The 26,397-nt window shown below is 69.1% G+C and carries 22 protein-coding genes; 5 read left to right on the forward strand and 17 right to left on the reverse strand.

The features are described from left to right. Positions 1 to 17: 17 nt before the first annotated feature. Positions 18 to 1,880, reverse strand: a complete 1,863-nt coding sequence (gene glmS, locus C7H75_RS18430; RefSeq protein WP_005518432.1) for a glutamine--fructose-6-phosphate transaminase (isomerizing) — start codon at positions 1,878 to 1,880, stop codon at positions 18 to 20. A 67-nt stretch (positions 1,881 to 1,947) separates the two neighbouring features. Between glmS and C7H75_RS18435 the strand changes: the two genes are divergently transcribed. Continuing rightward, a complete protein-coding gene (locus tag C7H75_RS18435; protein ID WP_064057805.1) occupies positions 1,948 to 2,832 on the forward strand; it encodes a dienelactone hydrolase family protein in 885 nt (294 codons plus the stop codon). An 8-nt stretch (positions 2,833 to 2,840) separates the two neighbouring features. Here C7H75_RS18435 and C7H75_RS18440 read toward each other — a convergent pair whose 3' ends face one another. The 10 genes from C7H75_RS18440 to eccCa form a co-directional block, all read right to left on the reverse strand. Then, entirely contained in the window at positions 2,841 to 4,475 is a 1,635-nt protein-coding gene (locus C7H75_RS18440; protein ID WP_106851676.1) for a hypothetical protein, read from the reverse strand. Beyond that, positions 4,475 to 4,777, reverse strand: coding sequence for a hypothetical protein (locus C7H75_RS18445; RefSeq protein WP_005518427.1), 303 nt, complete (start codon positions 4,775 to 4,777; stop codon positions 4,475 to 4,477). Before C7H75_RS18445 ends, C7H75_RS18440 begins: the two co-directional genes overlap by 1 nt. A 73-nt stretch (positions 4,778 to 4,850) precedes the next feature. Continuing rightward, a complete protein-coding gene (gene glmM / locus C7H75_RS18450; protein WP_081120698.1) occupies positions 4,851 to 6,188 on the reverse strand; it encodes a phosphoglucosamine mutase in 1,338 nt (445 codons plus the stop codon). A gap of 142 nt (positions 6,189 to 6,330) precedes the next feature. Further along, positions 6,331 to 6,837, reverse strand: a complete 507-nt coding sequence (gene rpsI / locus C7H75_RS18455; RefSeq protein WP_005518424.1) for a 30S ribosomal protein S9 — start codon at positions 6,835 to 6,837, stop codon at positions 6,331 to 6,333. Beyond that, positions 6,834 to 7,277: a 50S ribosomal protein L13 gene (gene rplM, locus C7H75_RS18460; RefSeq protein ID WP_022597326.1), complete on the reverse strand. Its 444-nt coding sequence runs from the start codon at positions 7,275 to 7,277 to the stop codon at positions 6,834 to 6,836. Before rplM ends, rpsI begins: the two co-directional genes overlap by 4 nt. 186 nt (positions 7,278 to 7,463) lie before the next feature. Next, positions 7,464 to 8,705: an ornithine--oxo-acid transaminase gene (gene rocD, locus C7H75_RS18465; RefSeq protein ID WP_064057808.1), complete on the reverse strand. Its 1,242-nt coding sequence runs from the start codon at positions 8,703 to 8,705 to the stop codon at positions 7,464 to 7,466. A 165-nt stretch (positions 8,706 to 8,870) separates the two neighbouring features. Further along, the gene (locus tag C7H75_RS18470; protein ID WP_005518421.1) at positions 8,871 to 9,152 is read right to left on the reverse strand and encodes a WXG100 family type VII secretion target; all 282 of its coding nucleotides are present in this window, start codon (positions 9,150 to 9,152) and stop codon (positions 8,871 to 8,873) included. A 41-nt stretch (positions 9,153 to 9,193) separates the two neighbouring features. Continuing rightward, positions 9,194 to 9,508 carry a WXG100 family type VII secretion target gene (locus C7H75_RS18475; RefSeq protein ID WP_005518419.1) on the reverse strand — a complete coding sequence of 105 codons (315 nt, stop codon included), beginning with the start codon at positions 9,506 to 9,508 and terminating at the stop codon, positions 9,194 to 9,196. A gap of 182 nt (positions 9,509 to 9,690) precedes the next feature. Continuing rightward, the gene (locus tag C7H75_RS18480; RefSeq protein ID WP_233281793.1) at positions 9,691 to 11,076 is read right to left on the reverse strand and encodes a type VII secretion-associated protein; all 1,386 of its coding nucleotides are present in this window, start codon (positions 11,074 to 11,076) and stop codon (positions 9,691 to 9,693) included. Beyond that, on the reverse strand, positions 11,073 to 15,068 hold the full coding sequence (gene eccCa, locus C7H75_RS18485) for a type VII secretion protein EccCa (protein WP_106851678.1): 3,996 nt from the start codon (positions 15,066 to 15,068) through the stop codon (positions 11,073 to 11,075). Before eccCa ends, C7H75_RS18480 begins: the two co-directional genes overlap by 4 nt. Positions 15,069 to 15,296: 228 nt before the next feature. Here eccCa and eccD point away from each other — a divergent pair, with 228 nt between their 5' ends. Continuing rightward, the gene (gene eccD, locus C7H75_RS18490; protein ID WP_084865319.1) at positions 15,297 to 16,772 is read left to right on the forward strand and encodes a type VII secretion integral membrane protein EccD; all 1,476 of its coding nucleotides are present in this window, start codon (positions 15,297 to 15,299) and stop codon (positions 16,770 to 16,772) included. Then, positions 16,772 to 18,160: a type VII secretion-associated serine protease mycosin gene (gene mycP, locus C7H75_RS18495; protein ID WP_081182789.1), complete on the forward strand. Its 1,389-nt coding sequence runs from the start codon at positions 16,772 to 16,774 to the stop codon at positions 18,158 to 18,160. The genes eccD and mycP overlap by 1 nt, the downstream gene beginning before the upstream one ends. Here mycP and eccB read toward each other — a convergent pair. Beyond that, a complete protein-coding gene (gene eccB, locus C7H75_RS18500) occupies positions 18,157 to 19,629 on the reverse strand; it encodes a type VII secretion protein EccB (protein WP_106851679.1) in 1,473 nt (490 codons plus the stop codon). The genes mycP and eccB overlap by 4 nt on opposite strands. A 112-nt stretch (positions 19,630 to 19,741) precedes the next feature. Here eccB and eccE point away from each other — a divergent pair, with 112 nt between their 5' ends. Beyond that, complete coding sequence (gene eccE / locus C7H75_RS18505; RefSeq protein ID WP_106851680.1) at positions 19,742 to 21,391, forward strand: type VII secretion protein EccE; 1,650 nt, start codon at positions 19,742 to 19,744, stop codon at positions 21,389 to 21,391. A 3-nt stretch (positions 21,392 to 21,394) separates the two neighbouring features. Here the strand turns inward: eccE and C7H75_RS18510 are convergent, their stop codons facing one another. Together C7H75_RS18510 and C7H75_RS18515 are read right to left on the reverse strand one after the other, a co-directional pair. After that, positions 21,395 to 21,949 carry an NADPH-dependent FMN reductase gene (locus C7H75_RS18510; protein WP_064057814.1) on the reverse strand — a complete coding sequence of 185 codons (555 nt, stop codon included), beginning with the start codon at positions 21,947 to 21,949 and terminating at the stop codon, positions 21,395 to 21,397. Between the two features lie 39 nt (positions 21,950 to 21,988). Further along, positions 21,989 to 22,558, reverse strand: coding sequence for a TetR/AcrR family transcriptional regulator (locus C7H75_RS18515; protein WP_013416887.1), 570 nt, complete (start codon positions 22,556 to 22,558; stop codon positions 21,989 to 21,991). Positions 22,559 to 22,630: 72 nt separating this feature from the next. Between C7H75_RS18515 and C7H75_RS18520 the strand changes: the two genes are divergently transcribed. Further along, the gene (locus C7H75_RS18520; RefSeq protein ID WP_106851681.1) at positions 22,631 to 23,773 is read left to right on the forward strand and encodes an acyl-CoA dehydrogenase family protein; all 1,143 of its coding nucleotides are present in this window, start codon (positions 22,631 to 22,633) and stop codon (positions 23,771 to 23,773) included. A gap of 6 nt (positions 23,774 to 23,779) precedes the next feature. On the opposite strand, the gene truA is transcribed toward C7H75_RS18520, so the two are convergent. Genes truA through C7H75_RS18535 form a run of 3 tightly spaced genes read right to left on the reverse strand, consistent with a single transcriptional unit; the run spans position 23,780 to position 26,338 of the window. Further along, a complete protein-coding gene (gene truA / locus C7H75_RS18525; RefSeq protein ID WP_081120717.1) occupies positions 23,780 to 24,670 on the reverse strand; it encodes a tRNA pseudouridine(38-40) synthase TruA in 891 nt (296 codons plus the stop codon). 5 nt (positions 24,671 to 24,675) lie between these two features. Then, the gene (rplQ, locus tag C7H75_RS18530; protein ID WP_005518406.1) at positions 24,676 to 25,218 is read right to left on the reverse strand and encodes a 50S ribosomal protein L17; all 543 of its coding nucleotides are present in this window, start codon (positions 25,216 to 25,218) and stop codon (positions 24,676 to 24,678) included. Between the two features lie 55 nt (positions 25,219 to 25,273). Beyond that, the gene (locus tag C7H75_RS18535; protein WP_005518405.1) at positions 25,274 to 26,338 is read right to left on the reverse strand and encodes a DNA-directed RNA polymerase subunit alpha; all 1,065 of its coding nucleotides are present in this window, start codon (positions 26,336 to 26,338) and stop codon (positions 25,274 to 25,276) included. Positions 26,339 to 26,397 lie beyond the last annotated feature (59 nt).

The raw sequence follows: 26,397 nt of genomic DNA on the forward strand, positions 1-26,397 counted from the left end.
ACCGAGCAGGCGTCGGACTATTCGACGGTGACGGACTTCGCGAGGTTGCGCGGCTTGTCCACGTCCAGCCCGCGGGCGACCGCGACCTCCGCCGCGAAAACCTGCAGCGGAATCGTGGACAGCAGCGGCTGCAGCAGCGTCGGCGCCGCCGGGATCTCGATGAGATGGTCGGCATGCGCCCGCACCGCCTCGTCGCCCTCCTCCGCGATGACGATCGTCGTCGCGCCGCGCGCCTTGATCTCCTGGATGTTCGACACCAGCTTCGAGTGCAGCACCGCACGCCCCTTCGGCGACGGCATCACGACGATGACCGGCAGGCCCTCCTCGATCAACGCGATCGGGCCGTGCTTGAGCTCACCGGCCGCGAAGCCCTCCGCGTGCATGTACGCCAGCTCCTTGAGCTTGAGCGCACCCTCGAGCGCCACCGGGTAGCCCACGTGGCGGCCCAGGAACAGCACCGCCGACGAATCGGCGAACTGCCGGGCCAGCGCACGCACCGGCTCGACCGTCTCGAGGACACGGGACACCAGGCCCGGCATCGCCGCGAGATCGGCGTACTCCCGGGCCACCTCGTCCGGGTACTTCGTGCCGCGCGCCTGCGCCAACGCCAGCCCCACCAGGTAGTTCGCGGTCACCTGGGCGAGGAAGGCCTTGGTGGAGGCCACGGCGATCTCCGGACCGGCCCGCGTGTAGAGGACGGCGTCGGCCTCACGGGGAATCTGCGCACCGTTGGTGTTGCAGACCGCCAGCACCCGGGCCTTCTGGTCCTTCGCGTGCTTGACGGCCTCGAGCGTGTCCGCCGTCTCACCCGACTGCGAGATCGCGACGACGAGCGTGGAGCGATCCAGCACCGGGTCGCGGTAGCGGAACTCGCTCGCGAGCTCGACCTCGACGGGAAGCCGCGTCCAGTGTTCGATCGCGTACTTCGCGAGCAGACCCGAGTGGTACGCGCTGCCGCACGCCACGACGAACACCTTGTCGACGTCGCGCAGCTCCTGATCGGACAGCCGCTGCTCGTCGAGCACGATCGTGCGATCGACGAAGTGGCCACGCAGGGTGTCGGCGACGGCCTGCGGCTGCTCCTGGATCTCTTTGAGCATGAAGTAGTCGTGGCCACCCTTCTCGGCGGCCTGCAGGTCCCAGTCGATCCGGAAGGGACGGCCCTGCTGCTCGTTGCCCGCGAAGTCGCTGATCGAGTAGCCGTCCGCGGTGATCACCACCACCTGGTCCTGGCCGAGCTCGACCGCGTCCCGGGTGTGCTCGATGAACGCCGCGACGTCGGAGCCGACGAAGGTCTCGCCGTCGCCGACACCGACGACGAGCGGAGTCGACCGACGCGCCGCAATGATCATGTCGGGGTGGTCGGCGTGCGTGAACACCAGCGTGAACGCACCCTCGAGCCGGCGCAGCACCGCCAGCGCGCTCTGCAGGAAGTCACCCGCGGTGGGTCCCGACTCGTACGCCTTGGCGACGAGATGGACGGCAACCTCGGAGTCGGTGTCACTGAGCAGATCGACGCCCGCGGCCTCGAGTTCACCGCGCAAAGGAGCGAAGTTCTCGATGATGCCGTTGTGCACGACGGCGAACCGACCGCTGGCATCCCGATGCGGATGCGCATTGCGGTCGGTGGGCTTGCCGTGCGTCGCCCACCGCGTGTGCCCCATGCCGGTGGTGCCGACGAACGAGTCCCGACCGATCTCGTCGAGCTCTGCCTTCAGATTGTCGAGACGTCCTGCCTTGCGCTCGGTCGCCAAGCCCCCCTTGCCGTCCAGGATCGCGACGCCGGCGGAGTCGTAGCCGCGGTATTCCATCCGCTGCAACGCCTTCTCCACGACATCCAGAGCCTGGCGGTGGCCCACGTACCCCACGATTCCGCACATGGTTCACCAGGGTACTTGGGCGACCGTGTGGAGCGAACTCGGTCTGCGATCGGATAACGTCACACCCGTGGCGCAGACACCTAAATCCCTGGTATCCAAGCTGTCCAAGCGTGGCCCGCACAAGGTGCTGCGCGGCGACCTCGCGCTCGCAGGACAGCCCGGCGTCGTCTACACACCCGCCGAGGGATTCAACCTGCCCGCCGTCGCCTTCGGTCACGACTGGATGGTGGGTGCCGACAACTACGCCGGCACCTTCGAACACCTCGCGTCGTGGGGAATCGTCGTCGCCGCACCGGGCACCGAACGTGGGCCGGTTCCCTCGCATCTCGGACTCGCCGCCGATCTCGTCACAGCCCTCGACATCTGCACCGGTGTCCGGCTGGGCTCCGGCCGGATCAGCGTGCAACCGGAACGCCTCGCCGTCGCCGGGCACGGCATGGGGGCCGGGGCCGCCGTCCTCGCGGCGGCGCAGCACACGACGATCAAAGCCGTCGCCGCGCTGTTCCCCTCGCCGACGGCACCGTCCTCGGCGGTCGCCGCGGGCCGGGTCTCCGCCGCGGGACTGATCCTCGCCGGCGCGAAGGACGTCGACTCCCTGAACAGCGACGCCCTCGCTCTCGACGACGCCTGGCGAGGATCGACGCTGCTGCGCGTCGTCGACAAGGCATCCGACTCCGGACTCGTCGAGGGGCGCCGCCTGCTCGGTTTCCTCGGAGTCGGCGGATCGGAGCGGCGGACGCAGCGCGTGACGCGCGCCATGCTGACCGGCTTCCTGCTGCACCGGCTCACCGGCGACAAGGCGTACTCCGCGTTCGCCGACACCGACGCCCACTTCCCCGGCACGCATCCCGCCGTCCGCGAGGACGCCGAGCACGACGGTCACCCTCTCGATCCGCGTGAACTCGCCGCGCACCGCGCGGGCACCCAGGCCGGACGACTGCTCGGCGGCTGATCCCGGCCTCACATCGCGCCGGCCTCGGCGAGCGCGACTCCCTGATCATCGCCTTCGGGGGCCGGTGGGCCCACCTCGGCGAGGGTCGGTTCGACGGCGCCGGCGACGACGGGCGCCGGTGCCGGTGTCCTGCTGCCGCGGACCGGATTGGATCCCGCTCCAGGAACGGTCCCGCCGGAGTCGGATTGCCCTGCCGCCTGTTCCGGGGCCGCCTGTTCGGGGGCCGACGGTTCGGGCCCCGACTGTTCCGGCCCCGGTACGCAGTAGGCGGCCGGCGCGGGCGGCTCGGGTTCGGGTTCGCATTCCGGCTCGGGTTCGCATTCCGGCTCCGGTGCCGGCTCAGCGACCGTCTCGGCAGGAGCAGCAGCCGTGGGTTCGGGACACTGAGGTTCCGGTGCCGGCTCCGGACTCGTCGACGCTGGTTCCGAGGTCGTCGGCCCTGGTTCCGGTGCCGGCGCAGGCGGTTCGGGTTCGGGTGTCCCGGTGCCGCAACTGCACTCGCAATCGCACCCGCACCCGTCCTGTCGCTCCGGGCCCGGCTCCGGGACACTCCCGGTCTCGCATACCGACTCCGACAGCTCGACCACCACGTCACCCACGATGCCGAGTGCCATCTCGGCCACCGCGCCGACGATCGCACCCGCAGCACGGACCGCGCCGTCGATCGCGAGCGAGCCGCCCGTTCCGACCGATACCCCCGTCTCGGCCGCTCTGATCGTGACGCCGGGAGTGGGCATCGACGGCAGGACGCCGGCAGGTGCAGTCGGCGCCGTTCCGGCCGTCCGGGCTGCGGCGACTCCCGTCCCGGCGCACGTCAGGCCGGCCAGACTACTGGTGGGCGATGGCACGGAGGGCGTAGAGGGCTCGGAGACTGTGGCGCACGCCGGGGTCGTGGTGGGTGTCGACGACGGCTGCGGGCACGGCTGTGGCGCAGGCGCCGCGATGCCGGTACAGATCTCTTCGAATCCCGCCGGCGCCCGGAACGCGCTGTCGTCGACAGCGCAGAATGCAGCGTCGAGGTTCCGGAACACCGCGTCGACCGTGGATTCCGTGGCATCGCACAGGTCGACGAATTCCGCTGTGGTGTCGCGGATCCGGGCGAGGAACACTTCCACCGCCCAGTTCGCGGCATCGTCCGCCGCCGTGCCGAAGCTCGCGGCGTTCTCGACGATTCGGTCGACCTCCGCGACGGTGCGGCCACAGGCACGAGTCGGGTCGAGACTCGCGACCCACTCCGCCTTGCGTGCAGCCGCTTCCCGCAGCACACGGTCGGCCTCGGCCAGCGCACATCGCAAGTCGGCCAGGTCCTGCTGCAGGCGGGCCGCCCGCTCGAGGTGTCCGGCGAAATGCGCGTCGACGGCATCGGACGTGTGCCCCTGCCATGCCTCGGCGACGGCGGTACGCACCCGCTCCTGGTCGTCGCACCGCTGGTCGATGTCTGCCGCCACCTGTGTCACGACATCGATGTCGGCGGCCAGGGCGTCGAGTCGGATGTCGTTCTGCTCGAAGTAGCGTGCCTCGATCTCGTCGTAGGCCGGGAACGTGTCCCCCGTGCCCGCCCGCTCGGCCACGAAAGCCGCCCGGGGAACGAAGGTCGCGAAGAACTGCAGCCCGTCAGCGGCGGCCCTCGACAGGGCTTCCATCACAGCGCCCCGAGCGACACGACGTTGCCGGCGTTCGCGGTGTCCCGGCCGTCGTAGGCGTCGACCGTTTCGACGAGTCCTCGCGCAAGGGCCGACGACCCCGTCGAGAACGCGCCGATCGCCCGGGCAAGCCTCAGGTAGCCCTCACGGATCGCGCGTTCCCTGCCCGGATCACCCAAACCGTTGCCGAACCGGCACTGGCCGACCTGCCAGACGAGACCGCTGGATCCCTCCGCACTCGCCTGCAGCGACCGAGCCGCTGCCCGTACCCTCGCGACGTCGATCGAGACCACGTCTGCCATCGGTTCCACCTTCCGCGCTGTCGATCTGGACTCTTATGCCCAGTTCGACGCAGGAGGTGGCCGTACGGTTCCGTCAGACCGACGCCACGTGCCCCGCGAGGGTCTCCGCGATCCTCTGCGCCACATCCAGATCCGCAGCCTCGACCATGACCCGCACCAGCTGCTCGGTGCCGGACGGACGCAACAGGACCCGGCCCGTGTCACCGAGTTCGGTCTCGGCAGTCTCGATCGCCGACAGCACCTGCGGGGCGGCGGCGACGGCAGCCTTGTCCGCGACCCGGACATTGATCAGAACCTGAGGCAGCGAGGTCATCGCCCCCGCGAGCGCTGCGAGGGGCTCACCCGTGCTCGCCATCCGTCCCATCAACCGCAGACCGGTCAGGACCCCGTCCCCCGTGGTTCCGTGGCCCGGGAGCACGACGTGCCCCGACTGCTCGCCGCCGAGGCTGAAGCCCCCCGCGCGCAGTTCCTCGAGCACGTAGCGATCGCCGACCGCGGTGGTCCGCAACTCGATTCCGGCCTCACGCATCGCGATGTGCAGACCGAGGTTGCTCATGACGGTGGCGACGAGAGTGTTCCGCACGAGTTCGCCGGATTCGTGCATGCCGATCGCCAAGACGGTCATGATCGCGTCACCGTCGACGACGGCCCCCGACGCGTCGACGGCCAGGCAGCGGTCGGCATCGCCGTCGTGGGCCAGGCCGAGGTCGGCACCGTGTTCGACGACTGCCCGCTGCAGCCCCTCCAGGTGGGTCGAACCACAGCCGTCGTTGATGTTCACACCGTCGGGTTCACCGTTGATCACGATCACCGTCGCGCCGGCGGCGCGGTACGCCTCGGGGGCGACCGTCGATGCGGCGCCGTGCGCGCAGTCGACGACCACGGTCAGTCCGTCGAGGCGGATGTCGAGCGCATCGGCGAGATGGGCGAGGTACCGACTGGTGGCGTCGAACGCTACGTCGACGCGGCCGATACCGGCGCCGATGGGCCGACGGCGGGGCCCGGCAGCGATCGCGGCCTCGATCCGGTCCTCGATCTCGTCGTCGAGTTTGTGGCCGCCGGCAGCGAAGATCTTGATGCCGTTGTCGGGCATCGGGTTGTGCGACGCCGAGATCATCACCCCGAGCGCGGCGCCGTATTCACCGGTCAGGTACGCAACGGCCGGCGTCGGGAGGATTCCGACGAGCACGACGTCGACACCGGCTGCGGTGAGTCCGGCGGTGACCGCGGCCTCGAGCATTTCACCGCTGGCGCGCGGGTCGCGGCCGACGACCGCGACAGGTCGCTCCGACGCCGGTCCGGGGGGCGCGAGAACCTCCGCTGCTGCGGCGGCAACCTTCAACGCCAACTCGGCGGTCAACTCGGCGTTCGCCAAGCCCCGCACACCGTCCGTGCCGAACATACGACCCATAGATTCCGACCCCTCCAGATCCCGGCGAGCATTCAGGTGAAACACGAAAGCAGGCGTCCGGAAGCGAATGAGCTCTTCGAACGCCTGCTCTCGTGGAAGAACAGGTGCCGGAGCCGGCACGAATGCCGGCTCCGGCGACACATCAGCGCTTGGAGTACTGAGATGCCTTGCGGGCCTTCTTCAGGCCGTACTTCTTGCGCTCGACCGCGCGAGCGTCACGCGTCAGGAAGCCGGCGCGCTTGAGCGCGGGGCGATCCTCGGCGGTGACCTCGATCAGGGCACGGGAGATGGCGAGACGCAGCGCGCCGGCCTGACCCGAGGGGCCGCCACCGGTCAGCAGTGCGGTGATGTCGAACGACTCGGCGCGCTCGACCAGAACCAGCGGAGCCTTGATCAGCTGCTGGTGCACCTTGTTCGGGAAGTAGTCCTCGAGGGTGCGGCCGTTGAGCTTGAACTCACCGGTGCCGGGGGTCAGGCGGACGCGGACGACCGCCTCCTTGCGACGACCGACGGTCTGGACCGGGCGATCGATCACGATCGGAGCCTGCGGAGCAGCCTCGTAGACCTCGGCGGCCTCGGACTCCGAGGTGTACTCGGTGATCTCGTCAGCCGCGACCTCGACGGCCTCGTTGAAGTCTTCGTTGCTCACTGGGCGACCTGCTTGATCTCGAACGGAACCGGCTGCTGCGCGGCGTGGGGATGAGTCGGGCCTGCGTAGACCTTCAGCTTGCCCGCGATGGCGCGGCCCAGCTTGTTCTTGGGGAGCATGCCGGTGACGGCCTTCTCCACGAGGCGATCCGGGTTCTTCTCGAGAACCTCGCCGACCGAACGGGACTTCAGGCCACCCGGATGTCCGGAGTGGTGGTACAGGAACTTGTCCGTACGCTTGTTGCCGCTGATGGCAACCTTGTCGGCGTTGATGATGACGACGAAGTCGCCGCCGTCAACGTGGGGTGCAAAGGTGGGCTTGTGCTTGCCGCGGAGCAGGTTGGCTGCCTGCACGGCAAGGCGACCGAGCACCACGTCAGTGGCGTCGATGACGTGCCAGGTACGGGTCACGTCTCCGGCCTTCGGGGAATACGTAGGCACAGAACTTCCTCGTCTGTTCGTTTCTGCTGCTGGCCTGGCGTGCCTCGTGCAAAGGCACGGGTGGTCCTCGGCGGCCAGTTGAGACCCGGGGACCATTTCTCTCCGCACACGGATGCGCAGCGAGAGATGACACGCCGACGTAGAAGACTACCGGCTCGGGACCGGCAGGGTCAAAAAGCCCTCGCGTCAGCCGAGCGCATCGGCCAGCCGGTCCACCGCCCAGGTGAGGTCGGCCCGAGAGACGACCAGGGGCGGCGCGATCCGAATCGTTCCCTCGTGCGCATCCTTCGCCAGCACACGCCGGGCCAGCAGACGCTCGCAGATCACTCGCGCGGACGGCTGCCCGGGCGCCAACTGCACACCCGCCCACAGTCCGCGTCCTCGCACCTCGGACACCCGGTCCGCGGGCAACGCCGACAGCAACCGGTGCAGGTACTCCCCCAGCTCGCGGCTGCGCTGCTGGTACTCCCCCGTCTCGAGCAGTCGCACCACCGCGCTGCCGACCGCGCACGCGAGGGCGTTGCCGCCGAACGTGCTGCCGTGCTGACCCGGACGGATCACCCCCATGACGTCCCGGTTCGCGACGACCGCCGACACCGGCACGAGCCCACCACCGAGTGCCTTGCCGAGCACGTAGACGTCCGGCACGACCGATTCGTGATCGCACGCGAACGTGAGCCCCGTTCGCCCGAGACCGCTCTGGATCTCGTCGGCAATCATCAGCAGGCGGTGTTCGTCGCACAGCTTCCGGACCGCGGCCAGGAAGCCGTCGGGTGGAACCAGGACTCCGGCCTCGCCCTGGATCGGCTCCACGAGGACCGCGACGGTGTTCTCGGTGATCGCGTCCGCCAGCGCGACGCTGTTGCCGTACTCGACCGAGGGGAACCCCGCAGGAAAGGGGCCGAATCCGTCGCGTGCGTCGGGATCGGTCGAGAATCCGACGATTCCGATGGTGCGGCCGTGGAAGTTGCCGCGGAACGTGATGATCTCCGCACGATCGTGCTCGACGCCCTTGACTTCGTAACCCCACTTACGCGCGAGCTTGAGCGCCGTCTCGACGGCCTCCGCGCCGGTGTTCATGGGCAACACCGCGTCCTTCCGGCACAGCCGCGCGACGTCGGAGCAGAAGTCGGCGAACCGATCGTGCTGGAACGCGCGACTGGTGAGAGTGAGGCGACCGAGCTGCTCGCGGGCCACCGCGACGAGAGCGGGGTGCGCGTGCCCGAAGTTCAACGCCGAATACCCCGCCAGTACGTCGAGGTAGTCGACACCGTCGATGCCCCGCACCCAGGCGCCGGAACCGGATTCGATCACCACCGGGAGGGGGCTGTAGTTGTGGGCGCTGTGCGCGTCGGCTCGGGCGAGCGCGGCGCGTGTCTCCTCGGTCACCGGTACCAGCCCGGCTTCGGTCTCTCGTCCTACCGTCATGATCCGCCTCCCGGTCCGGCGCGACGCGCCACCGCATTCGGATCACGTCAGTATCCGCCGACTGGGCTACGGCGGCAATGGTTCTCGACGGAAAATGCCGGGTACGCACGTGTGCCCCGACGTCTCTCCTACGTCGGGGCACACGATTCAGGCGTAGTGCGGAGGCTACGCCCAGCTGTTGGCAGCGGCGGTGTTCACCTGCTGCATGTCCGCGTTGCCCTGGCCGACGACACGGCCCACGGCGTCGAGGATCTGGTTGAGCTCGTCGGCGGCCGCGTCCCACTTGGCCTGGTGCTCCTGGTACGCGGCGGACGCAGCGCCGTCCCACTCCGCGACCATCGGGGCGATCGAACTCTTGAGATCGCCCAGCTTCCCGTTCATCTCCTTCTGGAGGGCGTCGATTCGAAGCTGGAGCGCCTCGATCTGACCGAACGAATAACGCATCATGTGCTGCTGCTCCTCTGTGACTGTGATCCGGGGATCGAAAATCAGATGTTCAGGCTGCCGGCGACGTTGTTGAGCGACGCCGTGTGGTCCTGCTGCGTCGTATCGAACGTGACGCTGTTGGACTTGATGTTCTCGCCGATCGCCTGGAGCGCATCGTTGAGCTTCTTGGCGCTGCCGTCCCAGCGCTCCATGAGGCTGTGGAACGCGATCGCTGCCGACCCCTCCCATGCCCCGCGAATCCCGTCCACCTCCGACCGGAGGTTCCCGAGGAGCCCGGCGATCTCCTCGCGCACGTCGCCGACGCGACGCGACGTGTCCTCCATGGTCGAGACTGTGGTCTTCATCTGATCGCTCACTCTGACTCCTTCGGAATCGTTTTCGCGTTTCCGCGCCCCGGCCCGGGTCAGCCCCCCGTGAAACAACCACAGCCGGCCTCGGCCTCTACCAGTTCGCGCCTACATATGGTTCGACGCAGCGACAGGTGAATTCGGTTCCATTCGTCCCGAGACTTTTTCGAACGCCTTCGCCGGACACGGATTCACCGCGCGGAAGCGACCGTCACGGCGCGAACCGCCTGCTCGCAATCGTCGGCGATCGCCTCCCACCCGGCGTCGCGGTACTGGCAACCCACGCTCACCTGCACGTCGTCTTCCAACAGCACGTACCAACGCACCCGCGATCCGTCGGCGGGTGCCTCGACGTACGCGGCGGACCGCCGCCCGCCGAACTCGACGTCCGCGGCGAAATCGGAGAATGGTCCCGCGGCCCCACGCTCGCCGATCTTGCGTTCGAGCCCGCGCACCACCGAATCCCAGGCGGTGCCGACGGCGAGTTCGGTGGGCAACACCACGATCCGGCCGTCGCGGCCGTCGTCCGGCACCAGGTCCAGCCGACCGGATCGGTCACCCCGAACCTGCCACGAATCGGGCAGTTCGGTACTCGCCCTGCCGATCTCGACGCGCTGCAGAGGCGCGGCGGCGGGTTGAGACTCCGATCCGCGTGTGTACCGCACGGCGAGCATCGACCCCACCGCGAGCAGCAGTGCCACCGCCGCTAGTGACGCCCCGATGACGACGGACCTACCGGTCGGGCGCACCGGCTCCGGACGCGGCACCTGATCGACCCACGATCGCCGTGCCGGCTCGGACGCATCTGAGCCAGAACCTGAACCTGCACCCGACTGGGAGGACGCGGTGCGGCAGGCGACGAGCGCTGGTTCCGGCACCACCCGCACGTCGCGGCCGGCGTCGGTCGACAGCAGACGGGCGACCGTCTCGGCGGATGGGCCGACGACGCACACGGGCCCGGCGCCCTCGTCCCCACTCACCTCGTCGATCAGTTCGTTCACCACCGCGATCCACGCCGAACCGACCTCGATTCCGGTATCGGGAGCGGCGTCGGTACCGGCGCTGGCACTGGCACTGGCATCGGCCCCGGGTTCGAGATCGAGCACTCCGGTGCTCGGCGCGAACGCGCAGGCCGTGATCTCAGACGTGCCCTGTGGGCCCGGGCGAACGGCAACGGCGGTGGTGGTCGTCTCGGCACACTCGACGACGATCCATGCCCCCGAACTGGTCGGCGCGGGAACCGCGAGCGCGATCGGCAGGGTCTCCACGTCGTTCGCGGATCGTCGCGCAGCGGCGCCGAGCACGCCACAACGGGTCCGTCCCCAGTGCGCCGGATGGAGAATCGTCATCACGTCGACGAATCCGTCTCGCTCCGATACCTTCCTGACAGCCCGCGCGATCACGGATGCGAGCGCCTCGACGGTCGGCCGAACGTGTTGTGCCGAGTCGACGAACTCGTCGTCGATCGCATCCACGCACCCGCGCAGCTCCTCGTCCGCAGACGCGTCGACGCCGGCGGCCGTCCCGACCCACACGGTGTCGACGCCGAGGTGAACCACGACGGACCGTGACGTCACAACGGGGGCAACCATGCGACCTGGACGAGCGAGGTTCCGCGGCGGGTCACGAAGGTGCCGCGACCGGGTGGCATCTCGGACGGACGAACCGCTCCGACGAGGTTGCCTTCGTCGCGGTTCCCGCTCATGACGATGCCGGCGGGTATCAGGTCTCGGATCCGGGCGATGACAGGTTCGTACAGTGCCCGGGACGCACCGCCGGATCGACGCGCGATGATCACGTGCAAACCGAGGTCCTTGGCGTGCGCGAGGTAGTCGATCAGCGGTGTGAGCGGATTCCCGCTGGACGTAGCCACGAGGTCGTAGTCGTCCACCACGACGTAGATCTCCGGACCCGACCACCACGACCGTTCACGCAGCTGTTGCTGCGTGGTGTCCGGGCCCGGCATCCGGCTCGCAAGGATTCCGGCGAGGTCGTTCATCATCGTGGTGAAAGTCGTTGCGGAAGCCGCGTATCCCGCGAGGTGATCGCCTTCCACGACGCCGAGCAACGTTCGGCGATAGTCGCCGATGATCAGCTTCGCCTGCTGCGGAGTGTTCGATTCCATCAGTCCGAGGCAGATTCCGCGCAACAACGTCGTCTTGCCGCACGAGCTGTCGCCGAACACCAGGAAATGTGGTTGCTCGGAGAGGTCGAGACGTACGGGAGCGAGTTCCGCCTCGTCGATGCCGATCGGAACGGACAGGCACGGCCCCTCCTCGGGCCAGCGCCCGGCCGACGCCGACAGCAGATCGGTACGCGGAACCCGTTCCGGCAGCATGCGGACGGGCGGAGCCGACTCACCGGGATGCAGCGCCTCGATCCGCGCCACCGCGTCGGCAACGCCCACGCCGAGGTCCTCGCTCCGGGCCACACCGTCCAGTCGCGGTAGCGCCGCCAGCAGATGCAGCCCGTCGCGCGTCATGCCGCGTCCCGGGCGTCCCGCGGGAACCAGCATCGCCTTCGCCCGCCCGATGTCGGAGTCCGTCGGATCTCCCAGACGCAGTTCGATCCTCGTGCCGAGCTGATCCTTGAGCGCCGGCCTGATGTCGGCCCACCGCGGCGTCGCCAGTACGACGTGGACTCCGAACGAGAGCCCCTGCCCGGCGAGCGCGGCGATCTGCGCCTCGAGCGCCTCGAAGTCCTGGCGGATACTCGGCCAGCCGTCCACGACCAGAAAGACGTCCCCGAACGGATCCCGGGAGAGCCCGTCCGGACCGTCACTGCCGTCCCTGCGTCGACGGCGGAACTCCGCCATCGACTCGATACCCAGTTCGCGGAACCGGCGTTCACGTCTGCGGACCACGGTCGCGATCTCGGCGACCGTGCGCCGCACGAGGTCCACGTCGAGACGGTTCGCCACGGACCCGACGTGCGGCAGCCCGGACAGCCCGGCGAGGGTGCCACCACCGAAGTCGAGGCAGTAGAACTGAACCTCGCGCGGCGAATGCGTCGCGGCCATCGACAGGATCAGCGTCCGCAGCAAGGTCGACTTGCCCGACTGCGGTCCACCGACGACCGCGACATTGCCGGTCGATCCGGCGAGATCGGCGAACAGCACGTCGCGGCGTTGATCGAACGGACGGTCGACGATGCCGATCGGCGCCCGCAGCGCCTCGGCGGCGGGAGCCGGAAGCCCGGACTCGGTGTGCGGCAACAACCGGTCGAGCGTGGGTGAAGTGTCGAGCGGCGGCAGCCACACCTCGTGCGCGGCCGGACCGCAGTTCCGGATCCTGTCGACCAGCACTTCGAGCAGCGACCTCGTGTCGGATTCCGCCTCGGGCGGCGCGTCCGGGATGGCCTGGACGACGGGTGCGTCGGAGGCAGGCAGCGCGACAGGTTCCGCGGTGAACAATCGGGGCCGTAGGTCCTCGGTCGGCGCCGCACTGCCTGTTGTGCCGAGCGTCCGCTCCCGCTCGTACGGCCCGGACACGTACGACGCCTGGAACCGCACGATCTCCGCGGAGTCGCACTTGAGGTAGCCGGCGCCCGGCGTCGCCGGCAGATGGTAGGCGTCCGGGACGCCCAGGACGGTGCGTGATTCGTTGGCCGAGAACGTCTTCAGTCCGATTCGATAGGACAGGTGGCTGTCCAGGCCGCGAAGCTTGCCCTCCTCGAGTCGCTGACTCGCGAGTAGCAGATGCATCTGCAGAGATCGCCCGAGTCGACCGATCGCAACGAAGAGGTCGGCGAACTCGGGTTGCTGACTCAACAACTCGGAGAACTCGTCGACCACGATGAACAGGGCGGGCAGCGGCGCCAGGTCGGCACCTGCGGCGCGGGCCTTCTCGTAATCGGTGACGTTCGCGAAATTGCCTGCCGCCCGCAGCAACTCCTGCCGGCGATTCATCTCGCCCGCGAGCGCATCCCGCATCCGGTCGACCATCGCGATCTCCTCGGAGAGATTCGTGATGACCGCGGCGACGTGTGGGGCCTTGTCCAGCCCCAGGAAGGTGGCGCCGCCCTTGAAGTCGACCAGAACCAGGTTCAGCGCCTCCGGCGAATGGGTCGCGAGGAGGCCCAGCACGAGTGTGCGCAGGAACTCGGATTTGCCCGAACCCGTTGCGCCGATGCACAGTCCGTGCGGACCCATTCCGTTCTGGGCAGCTTCCTTGAGGTCGAGTTCGACAGGGCTGCCGTCCACGCCGACGCCGATCGGCACTCGGAGCCGGTCCCGTCCCTGACGGGGTGTCCAAGCCCGGGCGGGATCGAATCGATCCACGTCGCCGAGTCCGAGGAGTCGACTCCATCCGGCCGCGACCGGACCGTCGCCGTCACCGCTCCCGTCTGCCACGGCGACCGCCGCGAGCCGATAGGGCGCGAGGCGTCGCGCGGCGGACAGAGCCTCACGCGCGGTGAGTGCGTCCGCGACCGCGAAGGTTTCCACGCCCGCGGCGCTGCGGGCTCCGAGCGCACCGTCCTGTATGACCAACTGCAGTCCACGCGTGGCCGTCAGTCGGGGGCAGTAGCCGCTGAGGTCCAGGACGGTCACCGAGTCGAGCCCACCGTCGGTGACCATCGCGATGTCGCCCGCGAGGATGCCGCCGTCGACCACGACCACGAGCTGCGGAACGCCCTGCACCGGTGACGCCGTTCGGGAGAATCGTCCGCGCATCGCCAGCTGCCCGCCCAGGGCGGCATCGAGTTCCAGGACGGAGCCGTAGATCATGCGGGACGGGCCGAGCCCGTCGACGCTGTCGGAGTGCTGCGCGTGCGGAAGCCATTTCACCCAGTCCCACTCGCTGCGGGTGTCGGGTCCACACACCACGGCGACCTGCAGCAGATCCGGACCGTGGAACGTGCACAGCTGCAGCAGCATCGCGCGCGCGAGGTCCCGCGCTGCCGCCTGGTCCCCGTCGATGCCGATCGCCGCGAATCCGCGCAGCGACACCGCGGTAGGCAACTCGGCGACCACCGAGTGAGCCCGAACGAAGCGTCTGAGCGCGACCGCCGAGACGGGTTCGAGATCCTCTACCGGCCCCGTCTCCGGCGGAATGAGACGGGTGGCAAGCCGCTGGCTGCCGCGGCCCACCCGGACGTGGCAGAAGTCCGTGTCGGCGATCCTGCGCTCCCACATCCGCGAGGCGCCCGACAGCGTCCAGAGCATGTCGGGATCGGGATGGCTCCACTCGAGCGCCTCACGCTGTTGTCTGCCCGTGTCGAGAGCGTCGCGCCGCAACTGGTCGAGGTAGCGCAGGTAGTCCTTGCGGTCCTCGTTGGTCTCACCGGCTTTCGCTCCCCCGCCCCGTCCGGATCCGGCAAGCATGCCGAGTGTCGACACGAGCATCATCACCGGGAAGAGCAGCGACATCGGACTCGCCGCCATCCCCGACGTGAACATCAGGGCGACCATTCCCACCATCGCCGCGACCATGACCAGCGGAAGCAGCTTGGTCATCAGATTGCCGGGGGTGGTCCGGGGGATCTCGGGAGGCGTCTGCAGACTCACCTCGCCGCCCGGTGCGCGCGGCGACTCCCGACGCGCCTTGCGCACGAAACGTACAGTGCCCATGCTTCCACCCCTAGAAGACTGCGCATCCCCCGCCCGGCGCGACGCTTCCATCGCACCGGGTAACCCCCCACGGGCTCCGGACTCGCGAACAGGAAACTACCGCACGACCCCGACAGGTGGCGCAGAGGTGTGGTCGAGCCGGTCCGGCGCAGCCGGTACAGTGCGGGTGTTCGCGAAAAGAGCTGTTCGGATGGGGATCCGAATCGCAGATTCCGGGGGGGAACGATCGTGACTGTGCTGCGCGCCGACCAGACGACCGGCGGTACGACAGGCGCCCGACCACGTGGCGGCGCCGACCTGTGCCGGCTGACGATCCTCACACCGCACAGCCAGATCGACCTCGCGCTTCCCAACTCGGTGCCGGTCGAGCTGCTGGTACCCGGGATCGCCGACCTGGTGGAGAAGCACAGTGCCGCCAACGACTTCGACGTCGCCGGCGACCGTCTCCACCCGACCCGATGGGTGCTCTCCAGGGTGGGCAGCCCGCCGCTGTCACCGGCCTCGACCCTCCAGGAACACGGTGTCCTCGACGGCGAACTCCTCGTCTTCGACTCGGTGGAGGCCAGCCCGCCACCGCCACTGTTCGACGACGTCATGTACAACGTCGCAGTCGCCGAGACCGGCCACGCACATCCCTGGACACCGCGGATCGCGCGCCTGACGGGCTCCGCGATCGCCGTCGCCGCCGCCACGGCCGGGGCGTTCGTGCTGCTCCGCACCGAGGGCGCCACCGCGTCGGTGATCGGGGCCGTTGCCGCATTCGCGATGGTCGTGGCGTTCCTCGTCGCCGGAGCGGTGGCCGGCCGGGTGTACGGCGACGCGGGCGCGGCACTCACTCTCGGCGCGGCGGCGCTGCCGATCGCGTTCGCGGCCGGCGCCCTCTTCGTCCCCGGCGACGACCTGCCACCGGACACGCTGCTCGGGCTCGTCATGGTCGGCGCCTGCGCGGTGGTGGCCCTGCGTGCCGCAGGTGTCGGGCACGCCGTGTTCACGACGGCCGCGTCCGTCTCCCTGCTCGGGTCGCTCGCCGCGCTCGTCGCTGTCCTCACCGAGCAGTCGACGCGGTCGGTCGGAGCGATGCTCGTCGGCGGGGCCCTGTTCGGACTCGTCTTCGCACCGCGGATCGCGATGATGCTCGCGAAACTGCCGCTGCCTCCGGTGCCGGCACCGGGCACATCGCTGGACCCCACCGAGGAAGACCCGGACGACGCCCGGAGCCTGCCCTCGTTCGCGACGGTCGAGCGGCGCGCCGAGCACGCCCGGCGCTACCTCACCGGCCTGGTCGCGGGATGGACTCTGCTGACCGTGACCGGGGCCCTGCTGGCGTCGGCTCCGAGCATGTCCGACGGAATATACTGGCCCGGAACGTCTCTGGCTGTTGCTGCGGCCACAGTACTCATGTTCCGAGGACGGACCTACAGTTCCGCCGAACAAGCCGTCCCTCTCATCTCCGGGGGCAGCGCGGTGCTGATGCTGCTGGCGGTCGCGACGGCAGTGGTCGTCCCGAGCGCGGCCCTCCCGCTGTTCGCGACGACCGCACTGCTGGTCGTCGCGGCTCTCGTGCTCGGGGTCGTCGTCCCGCAACGGACGTTCTCTCCGGTGCAGCGCCGCGCCGCCGAGATCGTCGACTACGCGGCCATCTCCGCCGTGGTACCGCTCGCGTGCTGGGTGTCCGGACTCTTCGTCGCCGTTCGCGGGCTGTGATGCGGATGCGCTCCGCCGCGCGCCCGGCGACGATCGTCTCCCTCCTCGCCGTCGCCACGCTTTCTCTCGGCGGAGTCGGGTCCGCGGTGGTCCCGTCGCCGATCGACCCGGGCAGGCTTCCGGGTGCTGCGCGCCCCGCTCCCCTCGCGCCAACCGAGCAGCGCAACGCGTGCGCGGCGGCGACGGTGTCGGCCGACGAACCGAATGTTCCTCTGCCGCAGCGCACGATGAGCTTCGACACGGTGTGGCCGCTCACCCGCGGGGCAGGTCAGACCGTGGCGGTGATCGACACCGGCGTGGCTCGGCATCCCCGTCTACCCGGCCTGATTCCGGGCGGCGACTACGTGTCGACGGGCGACGGTACCGGCGACTGTGACGCACATGGAACCATCGTGGCCGGTCTCATCGCCGCCGCACCCACACCGACGACGGGGTTCGCGGGCGGCGCCCCCGACGCCCGGGTCATGACGATCCGCCAGTCGAGCGCCAACTTCTCGGAAACCCGCCGACGGGACGATCCGAACGACGTCCAGAACACATCCGGATACGGCAACACCCAGACCATGGCGATGGCGATCCGGCAGGCGGTCGACAACGGCGCCACGGTCGTCAACATTTCCGAAGTGGCGTGCCGGTCGGCCTCCGACGGCATCGCCGACCAGTCGCTCGGCGCCGCGGTGCACTACGCGGCCACCGTGAAGAATGCGGTGGTCGTCGCGGCAGCGGGGAACTTCCGCTCCGGCGGCTGCATGGCCCAGAATCCTGGTGCCGACCCACTCGATCCCGGCGCGGACCCGTGGGATTCGGTGGCCACCATCGCGACTCCAGCGTGGTACGACGACTACGTACTCACGGTCGGATCCGTCGACCCGGACGGCGCGGCATCCGAATTCACTCTCGGTGGCCCGTGGGTGGACGTGGCGGCGCCCGGCACCGGCATCGTCTCGCTCTCACCCGACGGCGCCGGCGAGACGCGCAGCTGGTCCAACGGTCAAGGGCAGCAGATGCCCTTCGTCGGAACCAGTTTCGCGGCGCCTCTCGTGTCCGCGACGGTGGCACTCGTGCGTGCCAGGTATCCGCAACTGACCGCGCAGCAGGTGATCGCCCGGATCGAGGCCACCGCGCACGCTCCGGCCGAGGGCTGGAATCCGTTCGTCGGACGCGGTGTCGTCGACCCGGTTGCCGCGGTCACGGCCGATCTGCCCGACGACGCCGCCACGGAACCGGCGTTCGCGTCGGCACAGCTCCCGGCACCGCAGCCGCCGCGACCACCCGACAGTCGGCCCCGCACGGTGGCGCTGGCCGCGACCGGTGGGATCGTCACACTCGCCGTCCTCTGCGTGCTCGCGTCGCTGCCGCTCCGCCGTCGGGCGTCACGACACGACTAGTTGCCCGCAGCCACCGGCGCCGGATCGGTGTCGGCCGACACGCCGTCGTGCGCGACCAGCGCCGCGGACTTGCCGAGAGCGGGACCGGGAGCGAGCAATTCGACGATCCGCCACGGCGCCGGAGCACCTGGAACCTCGAACCCCAGTGCCTTCGCTGCATCGGCGTTCTCGACCCCGTACCGGACGCCCGTGTCGGCGACGAAGAACAGTCCGCCCTTTCGCGCGCTGCCGGACTCGAGGCCCGTCGTCTGCACGAACCCGCCGGCACCCGAACGCAGGTAGGCGAAATCAGCGTGATCGCCGGACCCGTCGGCCTGCGCCAACCGGACCGTGCGGGCATCGTCGGGGATCGGCAGCGAGCGTCCCGCCGCCAGCGTGAGAGCCGCTTCGACGCGGCCGGAGTCGTCGCCCTGGGCTGCGCCCTGCGGAGTCCAGGTCAGGCAGCCGACCGGGTCGGCAGCCGGGTCCGCGAGCCGCGGCGGGACAGCTGGGAAGGTCGACACGTCGAGCACGTCCGCCAAAGGAGCCCTGGCCAGCGCGTCGGGGCTGATCGTCGCCATTTCCGACTGCCCCTGGGAAGCGGCGAACTGGATGAGAAGTGCTGTGGCGGAACTGATCTCCTGCACTCCGTCCCGGAGAACCACGTAGTAGCGGACGTCGTCGCCGCGCATCAGTTCGACGACGGATCCGACGGTCCGCCCGGCGATCTGATAGTTCGGTGCAGATCCCCGGGACTCGATCTGCGGTGGCGTGATCGGGAGCGTCTCCGGAATCGCGTTGAGCAGTCCCCGACCGATCGGGCGGGGCTGCGCGCTTTCGAGTCCGAGTGCGCGGGTCACTGCGCGGTCCCGCAGGTCGATCGGTGCGCGACGGCCGTCGTACACGAGGTAGGTGTCGGCGCCGTGCGAGACGAGCAGCGCACGATCGGATCCGAGCGGTCCGACCCGATCACTCCACGACGGCTCACCGACGACTACCGTGGTTGTGACAGAGCCGGTCCCGTCGGCGGTCACCGTGTCGCACACCGTCCACGGCTGCCCGTCCGGCGAACCGGCGGGGAGCGCCGACGGGGCGCCCGGGATGCCGACCAACGCGCCTCGCGGCCGGGACTCGATCTCCGACTCCGACACCGTCACCGGCTTCGCCGCCTCACCGACGATCAGCCGCGCGGACGCCAGGTTCAGCACGGGATGGAGCGCATCGTTCACCGCGACGAACATTGCGCCCGAGTCCTTTCCGACGACGATCGTCGCGTTGCCGATCTTGTCCTGCGGGCGGAACAGTGCCAGGGCCGCGCATCCGGCCAGCACCAGACACGCCACGACGATCCCCACCCCCAGGGCGCGCGACTGCGACCGCATCGGATCGGACAGCATGCGTACGTCCTTGCGGACGAGCGCATGCTCCATACGGCGGACCAGGAATCGGTATCCGCTCACCTGCCATCGAGTAGTCGGCTGTGCAGCCATGTTTCCTCCCCCACGAGGCGCACGCTTCGGGTCCACACAGTACAGTTCGCTCGAAAGCACTCTTCGGCGGACGACCGATCGCTCCGTCTGGTTCAGGTATCGGGGAGGAACCGTGGACCATTTCCGTGCCGGACGCCGTCCGTACACGGCTGCCGCAGCACTGATGACGACCGTCGTGGTCGCGCAGTCGGTCGGCGGGGCCGTGTGTCTGCTCGCACTGCTCGCGGGGGTTCCGTTGTGGGCCGCGGTCGTCGCAGCCGCCGTGGTCGGCGGCGCACTGTTCACTCGCGTCGGTGGCCGGTTCGCGGTGGCGTGGATCGGGACTGTGCTGGGCCTGATCGACACCCGCAGACCGACGATCGGACGCACCACCGACTTCCACGCCGCGAGCGAGACAGTCGGCCTGCACTGGATCGCCGGCCAGGTCGTCGCTGTCGTCGAACTGCTTCCCCCGTCGGGCCATTGGACCCGGGTGACGCGTGAGCGCGTCGACTCTCCCGACCACCTCCCCGTCGCGGCGCTGGCATCGTGCCTGAATCAGCACGACGTCACGCTCGGCGGAATCGACATCGTGGCCCACGGGAGTCGCGCCGTCACCGGCACTCCGGCCGCCGAGGTGTACGACAACCTGGTCGGGCCGCTTCCCGCCGTCGCCCGCCGCACCGTGTGGGTGGCGCTCCGGTTCGACGCCGCCGCCGACGGCGCATCGGTGGCGCGCCGCGGCGGCGGTGAGGAGGGTGCCGCACGCACCGTCGCCGTCGCCGCACGACGCGTCGTCCGGGCGCTCGGCGACGCCGGCTACGCCTCGCGCATCCTGCCCGCGGCCGACGTGGAGTCGGCGGCCGCGCTCATCTGTCGCGGCGTCCACCCCGACGCGATGGACCAGCAGTGGTCCCATGTCCCGCTCCAGGGCCTGTGCAACACCGGCAACGCGATCGATCCCCGGCATCTCAGCCGCGAACTGCTCACCGCGGTGTGGGCGCACCCCGGCGTCGGGACGACCGTCACGGTGCGCCTGCGTCCCGCCGCAGACAAGGATTCGGTACTCGTCGGTGCCGCGTTCCGGACCACCACCCGTGCGGTGCCGTCCCGAGGTCTGCGGCACCCGGGCCTGATCTCGATGCAGGGCCGGCACCGCGACGCTCTCGTCGCGCAATTGCCGGTCTCGTCCCCGGATCTCGACCACCTCACTCCCCTGCGCGCAACCGACCCGGCCCACCTCGACCGCCTGCACCTGCCGGTGGCCGGTTGCGGGCAACTCGTCGGTTCGGACGCCCAGGGCCACGCCGTCGCCATCCGGCTGTCCGGTCCAGGTGTGCGCGACGTACTGGTCGACGGCGAGCTGTACCTGGCGCAGCAGGTGGTGTTCCGGGCCGTGGGGACCGGTGCGCGGGTACTGGTCCACACCGACAGACCTCATGCGTGGACGACACTGGTAGAGGCGATCGGCGCGCCCAAACGACTTCGGCTCGCTCACGGATCCGCCTGGGCCGAGACCGGATTCGACACTCTCGTCGTCGACGGCCCCCCGGCTCCGCCCGCCCGGCCGGGCGTAACGACCGTCCATGTCCAGCCCACCGCTGCGCCCGCGTCGGCAACGGCCCCAACGGTCGACGTATCGATACTGCAACCCGGCGCGTCCGGTGACCGCGTGATCCTCACGACGGGAGGCCGCAGCATCGACCTGGCGCTCGTGACGATCTCGTCCGAGACCGCCTTCCTCGGACGTCCGCGCCCGTCACGGCTCGTCGGCGCGCACTGAGACTCAGCCCGGATAGGGCACGTGCCCGCGCCGCGTGCGTAGCGCATCCCCCCACCACGCCAACTGTGTGAGCATCCGCCCGGCGGCATCGTTCGCAGCGCCGTCCGCCGGGTCGAAGTGCTTGCGCGCCTGATGGAAACTGACGGCTTCGCGGACCGAGACCATGTGCAGTTCCGCCACCACCTGACGCAGTTGCTCCACTGCCCGCAGCCCTCCCGACATGCCTCCGTACGCGACGAAACCGATGGGCTTGGCGCGCCACTCGTACTTGACGGTGTCGAGTGCGGTCTTGAGCGCCGCCGAATAGCCGTGGTTGTACTCGCTCGTCACGACGACGAAGGCGTCCGCGTTCCCGATACGCTCGGTGAAGTCGTCGACTTCGCGGGTGCGCGAAAGATCCTGTGGGAGCGACGCTTCGGCGAGATCGAGCACCGCCGTGTCGAACTCCCCGCGAGCCCGGGCCCGCTCCACGAACCAGTCGGCGACGACGGGGGCGAACCGCTGGACGCGGACACTACCGACGATCACCTCGAGTCGTAGCGGATGTTCCCATTCCATCGGATCGCTCCCTTCCGGGTTCGATCCTAGAGCGCCCGATCAGAGTCCACAGGTCAGCAGGATCGCCAATTCCTCGTACGCCTGGGCGTCGTCCAGACCGGTCGCGGCAGCCACCTGGCGCTGCTGAATCCGCACCATCGCGGCGGCGGCGACGTCCCCGACGAAGGCGGCGTGCGCGTCCCGCAACTCCCCCGCCGCAACCCCCTCGGTGATGAGTTCCTGGACGCGCCTGGCCGCGAACCGCGTGTTGCGCTCGTACACCTCACGCACTGCTGGATCGGCGGCGAGGTCCTCCATGAACCGCGGCGACGCCGGACGTAGCTGCTCGCCCACCGCTTCGAGGTACCTGCGGATGCGGTCCCGGGCGTCCACCGCACCGGCCACGCTCGCCTCGACCTGTTCGGTGGCTCCGCGAAAGAAATGGACCGTGGCAGCGCGGACCAACTGTTCCTTGCTGTCCGCAAGGCGGTACAGCGTGGACTTCGAGCAGTGCAGCCGCGCCGCCAGGTCGTCGAGCGTGAGATGCGCGAACCCCTCGTCGAGGATCAGGGCCACCAGCGCGTCGAACAGCGCGAGGCGTCTGGCCGTCATCTTCACCGGGGTTGCCATACGCCAGACGGTACTGCAGTATCGCTTTCAGTACTACTTTTCGAAGCTGAGTCAATCCGCGAGGAGACCACCGTGCCCGTCGAACGCCTGCTGCCCACCCAGGAAGCCCACGACCTGATCGACCTCACCCGTGACGTCGCGGACAAGGTGCTGGCGCCGATCGTGGACGAGCACGAGAAGACCGAGACGTTCCCCGACGGCGTCTTCCCCGCACTCGGGCGTGCCGGACTGCTGAGCCTCCCCTACCCCGAGGAGTTCGGCGGCGGCGCGCAGCCCTACGAGGTCTACCTCCAGGTTCTCGAGGAGATCGCGGCACGCTGGGCCGCCGTGGCCGTCGCCACCAGCGTGCACAGCCTGTCGTGCTTCGCGCTCGCGACCCACGGCACCGACGAGCAGAAGTCGAAGTGGCTGCCCGACATGCTCGGCGGCGAGACCATCGGCGCCTACAGCCTGTCCGAACCGCAGGCCGGCTCCGACGCCGCGGCGCTCTCGTGCCGGGCCACCGAGGTGGACGGCGGCTTCCGCATCAACGGCAGCAAGGCGTGGATCACCAACGGTGGCCGTGCCGACTTCTACACCCTGTTCGCCCGCACCAGCGACGACGGGGCTCGCGGCATCTCGTGCTTCCTGGTCCCGAAGGACACCGAGGGACTCGGCTTCGGCAAACCCGAGGAAAAGATGGGACTGCGCGCCGTACCGACGACGGCCGCGCACTACGACGACGCGTTCGTCCCGGCCGAGCGGCTCATCGGCAAGACCGGGCAGGGCCTGCCCATCGCATTCAGCGCCCTCGATTCCGGGCGTCTGGGTATCGCCGCCGTCGCCGTCGGCCTGGCGCAGGGCGCGCTCGTCGATGCCGTCGCATACGCCAAGGAGCGCAAGGCATTCGGCAAGCGCATCATCGACCATCAGGGGCTCGGTTTCGTCCTGGCCGACATGGCCGCCGCGGTCGACTCGGCCCGCGCCACGTACATCGATGCCGCCCGCCGGCGCGACGCCGGACTCCCCTACTCCCGCAACGCGTCCGTCGCGAAGCTTGTCGCGACGGACGCAGCCATGAAGGTCACCACGGACGCTGTCCAGGTGTTCGGCGGATACGGCTACACGCAGGACTTCCCCGTCGAGAGGTACATGCGCGAAGCCAAGATCACCCAGATCTTCGAGGGCACCAATCAGATTCAGCGACTCGTCATCGCCCGCCAACTCGCGGGCTGACGGACGTCAGTCGCCGCAACAGCCGGAGCCGCCCGGATCGATCGCAGTACGCATCTCCCGGGTGGCTTCGTTGCGGGCGGCGAGGTCCTCGTCGGCCGGGTAGTCGACGCGGATCAGCGAAAGCCCGTGTGCCGGAGCGACCGCGACGGCACTCGCCCGCTCGCGCTCGGCGAGCAGCCCCGCCATCCACTCGACTGTGCGGCGGCCCTCGCCGACCGCGAGCGCGGCACCGACCAGACTCCGCACCATCGACCAACAGAAGGCGTCCGCGCTCACGAAGGCAGTGAGTTCGTGACCCGACTGCTCCCAGTCGAAGCGCTGCAGTTCGCGAACCGTCGTCGCACCCTCGCGACGCTTGCAGAACGCCGCGAAATCGTGCAGACCCAGCAACCGCGACGACGCCTCCCGCATCGCGTCGACGTCGACGTCCTTGGGCCACGCGACGGTGTCCCGGGCGCGCAACGGCTCGGCGCCGTACGGCGCCGTGGTCAACCTGTACTCGTAGTGCCGCCGGATGGCCGAGAACCGTGCGTCGAAATGCTCCGGGGCGAATGAAACGGCTTTGACCCGAACGTCTCTGGGCAGGAACCGGGCCAGCCGGCGAACGAGCCGCGACGGCTCCTCGGGAATCATGTCGGCCGGCACGTCGACGTGCGCCACCTGACCACTCGCGTGGACACCCGCGTCGGTGCGTCCGGCCACCGTCAGCAGCACCGGGGTGCGGACGATCGCACTCAGCTTCTCCTCGATCTCGCCGCACACCGTGCGGCGGCCGGGCTGACGCGCCCAGCCCGAGAAGTCCGTGCCGTCGTAAGAGATGTCGAGCCGCAATCGAACGAACCCGCCGTCCCCGGAGGGAGCGGCGGGTTCGTTCGATTCAGCATGTGCCGAAACCAAGAGGACTAGTCCTTCTTGGCCTCGTCGGCGTCTGCTGCAGTCGCGGTCTCGTTCTCGACACCCTCGACCACGGCGTCGGCGTTCTCGACCTCGGCCTCGGTGGCGTCGGCCTCGACGGCCTCCACCACGTTCTCCTCGGCAGCCTGCGAAGCGGCAACGCGGCGAGCGCGATCCGCCTCGGAGGTGACGGTCTTCTCCTTGACGAGCTCGATGATCGCCATCGGAGCGTTGTCACCCTTGCGGGGGACGGTCTTGATGATGCGGGTGTAGCCACCATCGCGGTCGGCGTAGAACGGGCCGATCTCCGCGAACAGGCCGTGCACGACGTCCTTGTTGCGGATGACCTTGAGAACCTCGCGACGGTCGGCGAGGGTTCCACCCTTGGCCTTGGTCACGAGCTTCTCGGCGTACGGACGCAGGGCCTTGGCCTTGGCCTCCGTGGTGGTGATTCGGCCGTGCTCGAAGAGAGCAGTCGCCAGGTTGGCGAAGATCGCCTTCTGGTGCGACGCCGACCCGCCGAAGCGGGCACCCTTCTTGGGCTTGGGCATTGGAGCTCCTCTGAGGCTCGCCCAGCACATTTGCCCATGTGCCGGGTGATACGGGTTACAGCTGTTCGGTCTCGGCGTAGTCCTGGTCGGTGCCGTCAGCGTCGCTGAAGGAACCGGCATCCGTGTCACTCCACGTCCCGGTGGCGGCGTCGTAGCCGGCAACGGTGGTGGGATCGAAGGATGCAGGGCTGTCCTTGAGGGCGAGGCCGAGCGAATGCAGCTTGACCTTCACCTCGTCGATGGACTTCTGTCCGAAATTGCGGATGTCCAGCAGGTCGGACTCGGTACGACCAACCAACTCGCCGACGGTGTGAACACCCTCGCGCTTGAGGCAGTTGTAGGAACGAACCGTCAGGTCCAGATCCTCGATGGGGAGTCCGAAGGAAGCGATGTGATCGGCCTCGGCAGGCGAGGGTCCGATCTCGATACCTTCTGCTTCGACGTTCAGCTCACGGGCCAGGCCGAAGAGCTCAACCAGGGTCTTGCCCGCCGAAGCGAGCGCGTCCCGAGCGGTGATGGAGTTCTTGGTCTCCACGTCGAGAATCAACCGATCGAAGTCGGTGCGCTGCTCGACGCGAGTCGCCTCCACCTTGTAGGTGACCTTGAGCACCGGCGAGTAGATCGAGTCGACCGGGATACGGCCGATCTCGGCGCCGGACGCCTTGTTCTGGACGGCGGGGACATAGCCGCGACCGCGCTCGACGACGAGCTCGATCTCCAGCTTGCCCTTGTCGTTCAGGGTGGCGATGTGCAGATCCGGGTTGTTGACCGTGACGCCCGCCGGCGGAACGATGTCACCCGCAGTCACGACCCCGGGGCCCTGCTTGCGGACGTACATGGTGACCGGCTCGTCCTCTTCGGAGCTCACGACCAGGCCCTTGAGGTTCAGGATGATGTCGGTGACATCCTCCTTCACACCGGGAACGGTGGTGAACTCGTGCAGGACGCCGTCGATGCGGATGCTGGTGACAGCAGCGCCGGGAATCGACGACAGCAGGGTGCGGCGCAGCGAATTGCCGAGGGTGTACCCGAAGCCTGGCTCGAGGGGCTCGATGACGAACTTCGAGCGGTTTTCAGCGATGACCTCTTCGGTCAGCGTGGGTCGCTGAGAAATGAGCATTGGATTTCCTCCTGTACGGGCGTCCGCTATATGACGCCCACGATGGGAAAGGCTTGGGA

The sequence above is a fragment of the Rhodococcus (subgen. Prescottella) equi genome, from assembly GCF_003013675.1.
In the GTDB taxonomy this organism is placed as follows: domain Bacteria; phylum Actinomycetota; class Actinomycetes; order Mycobacteriales; family Mycobacteriaceae; genus Prescottella; species Prescottella equi.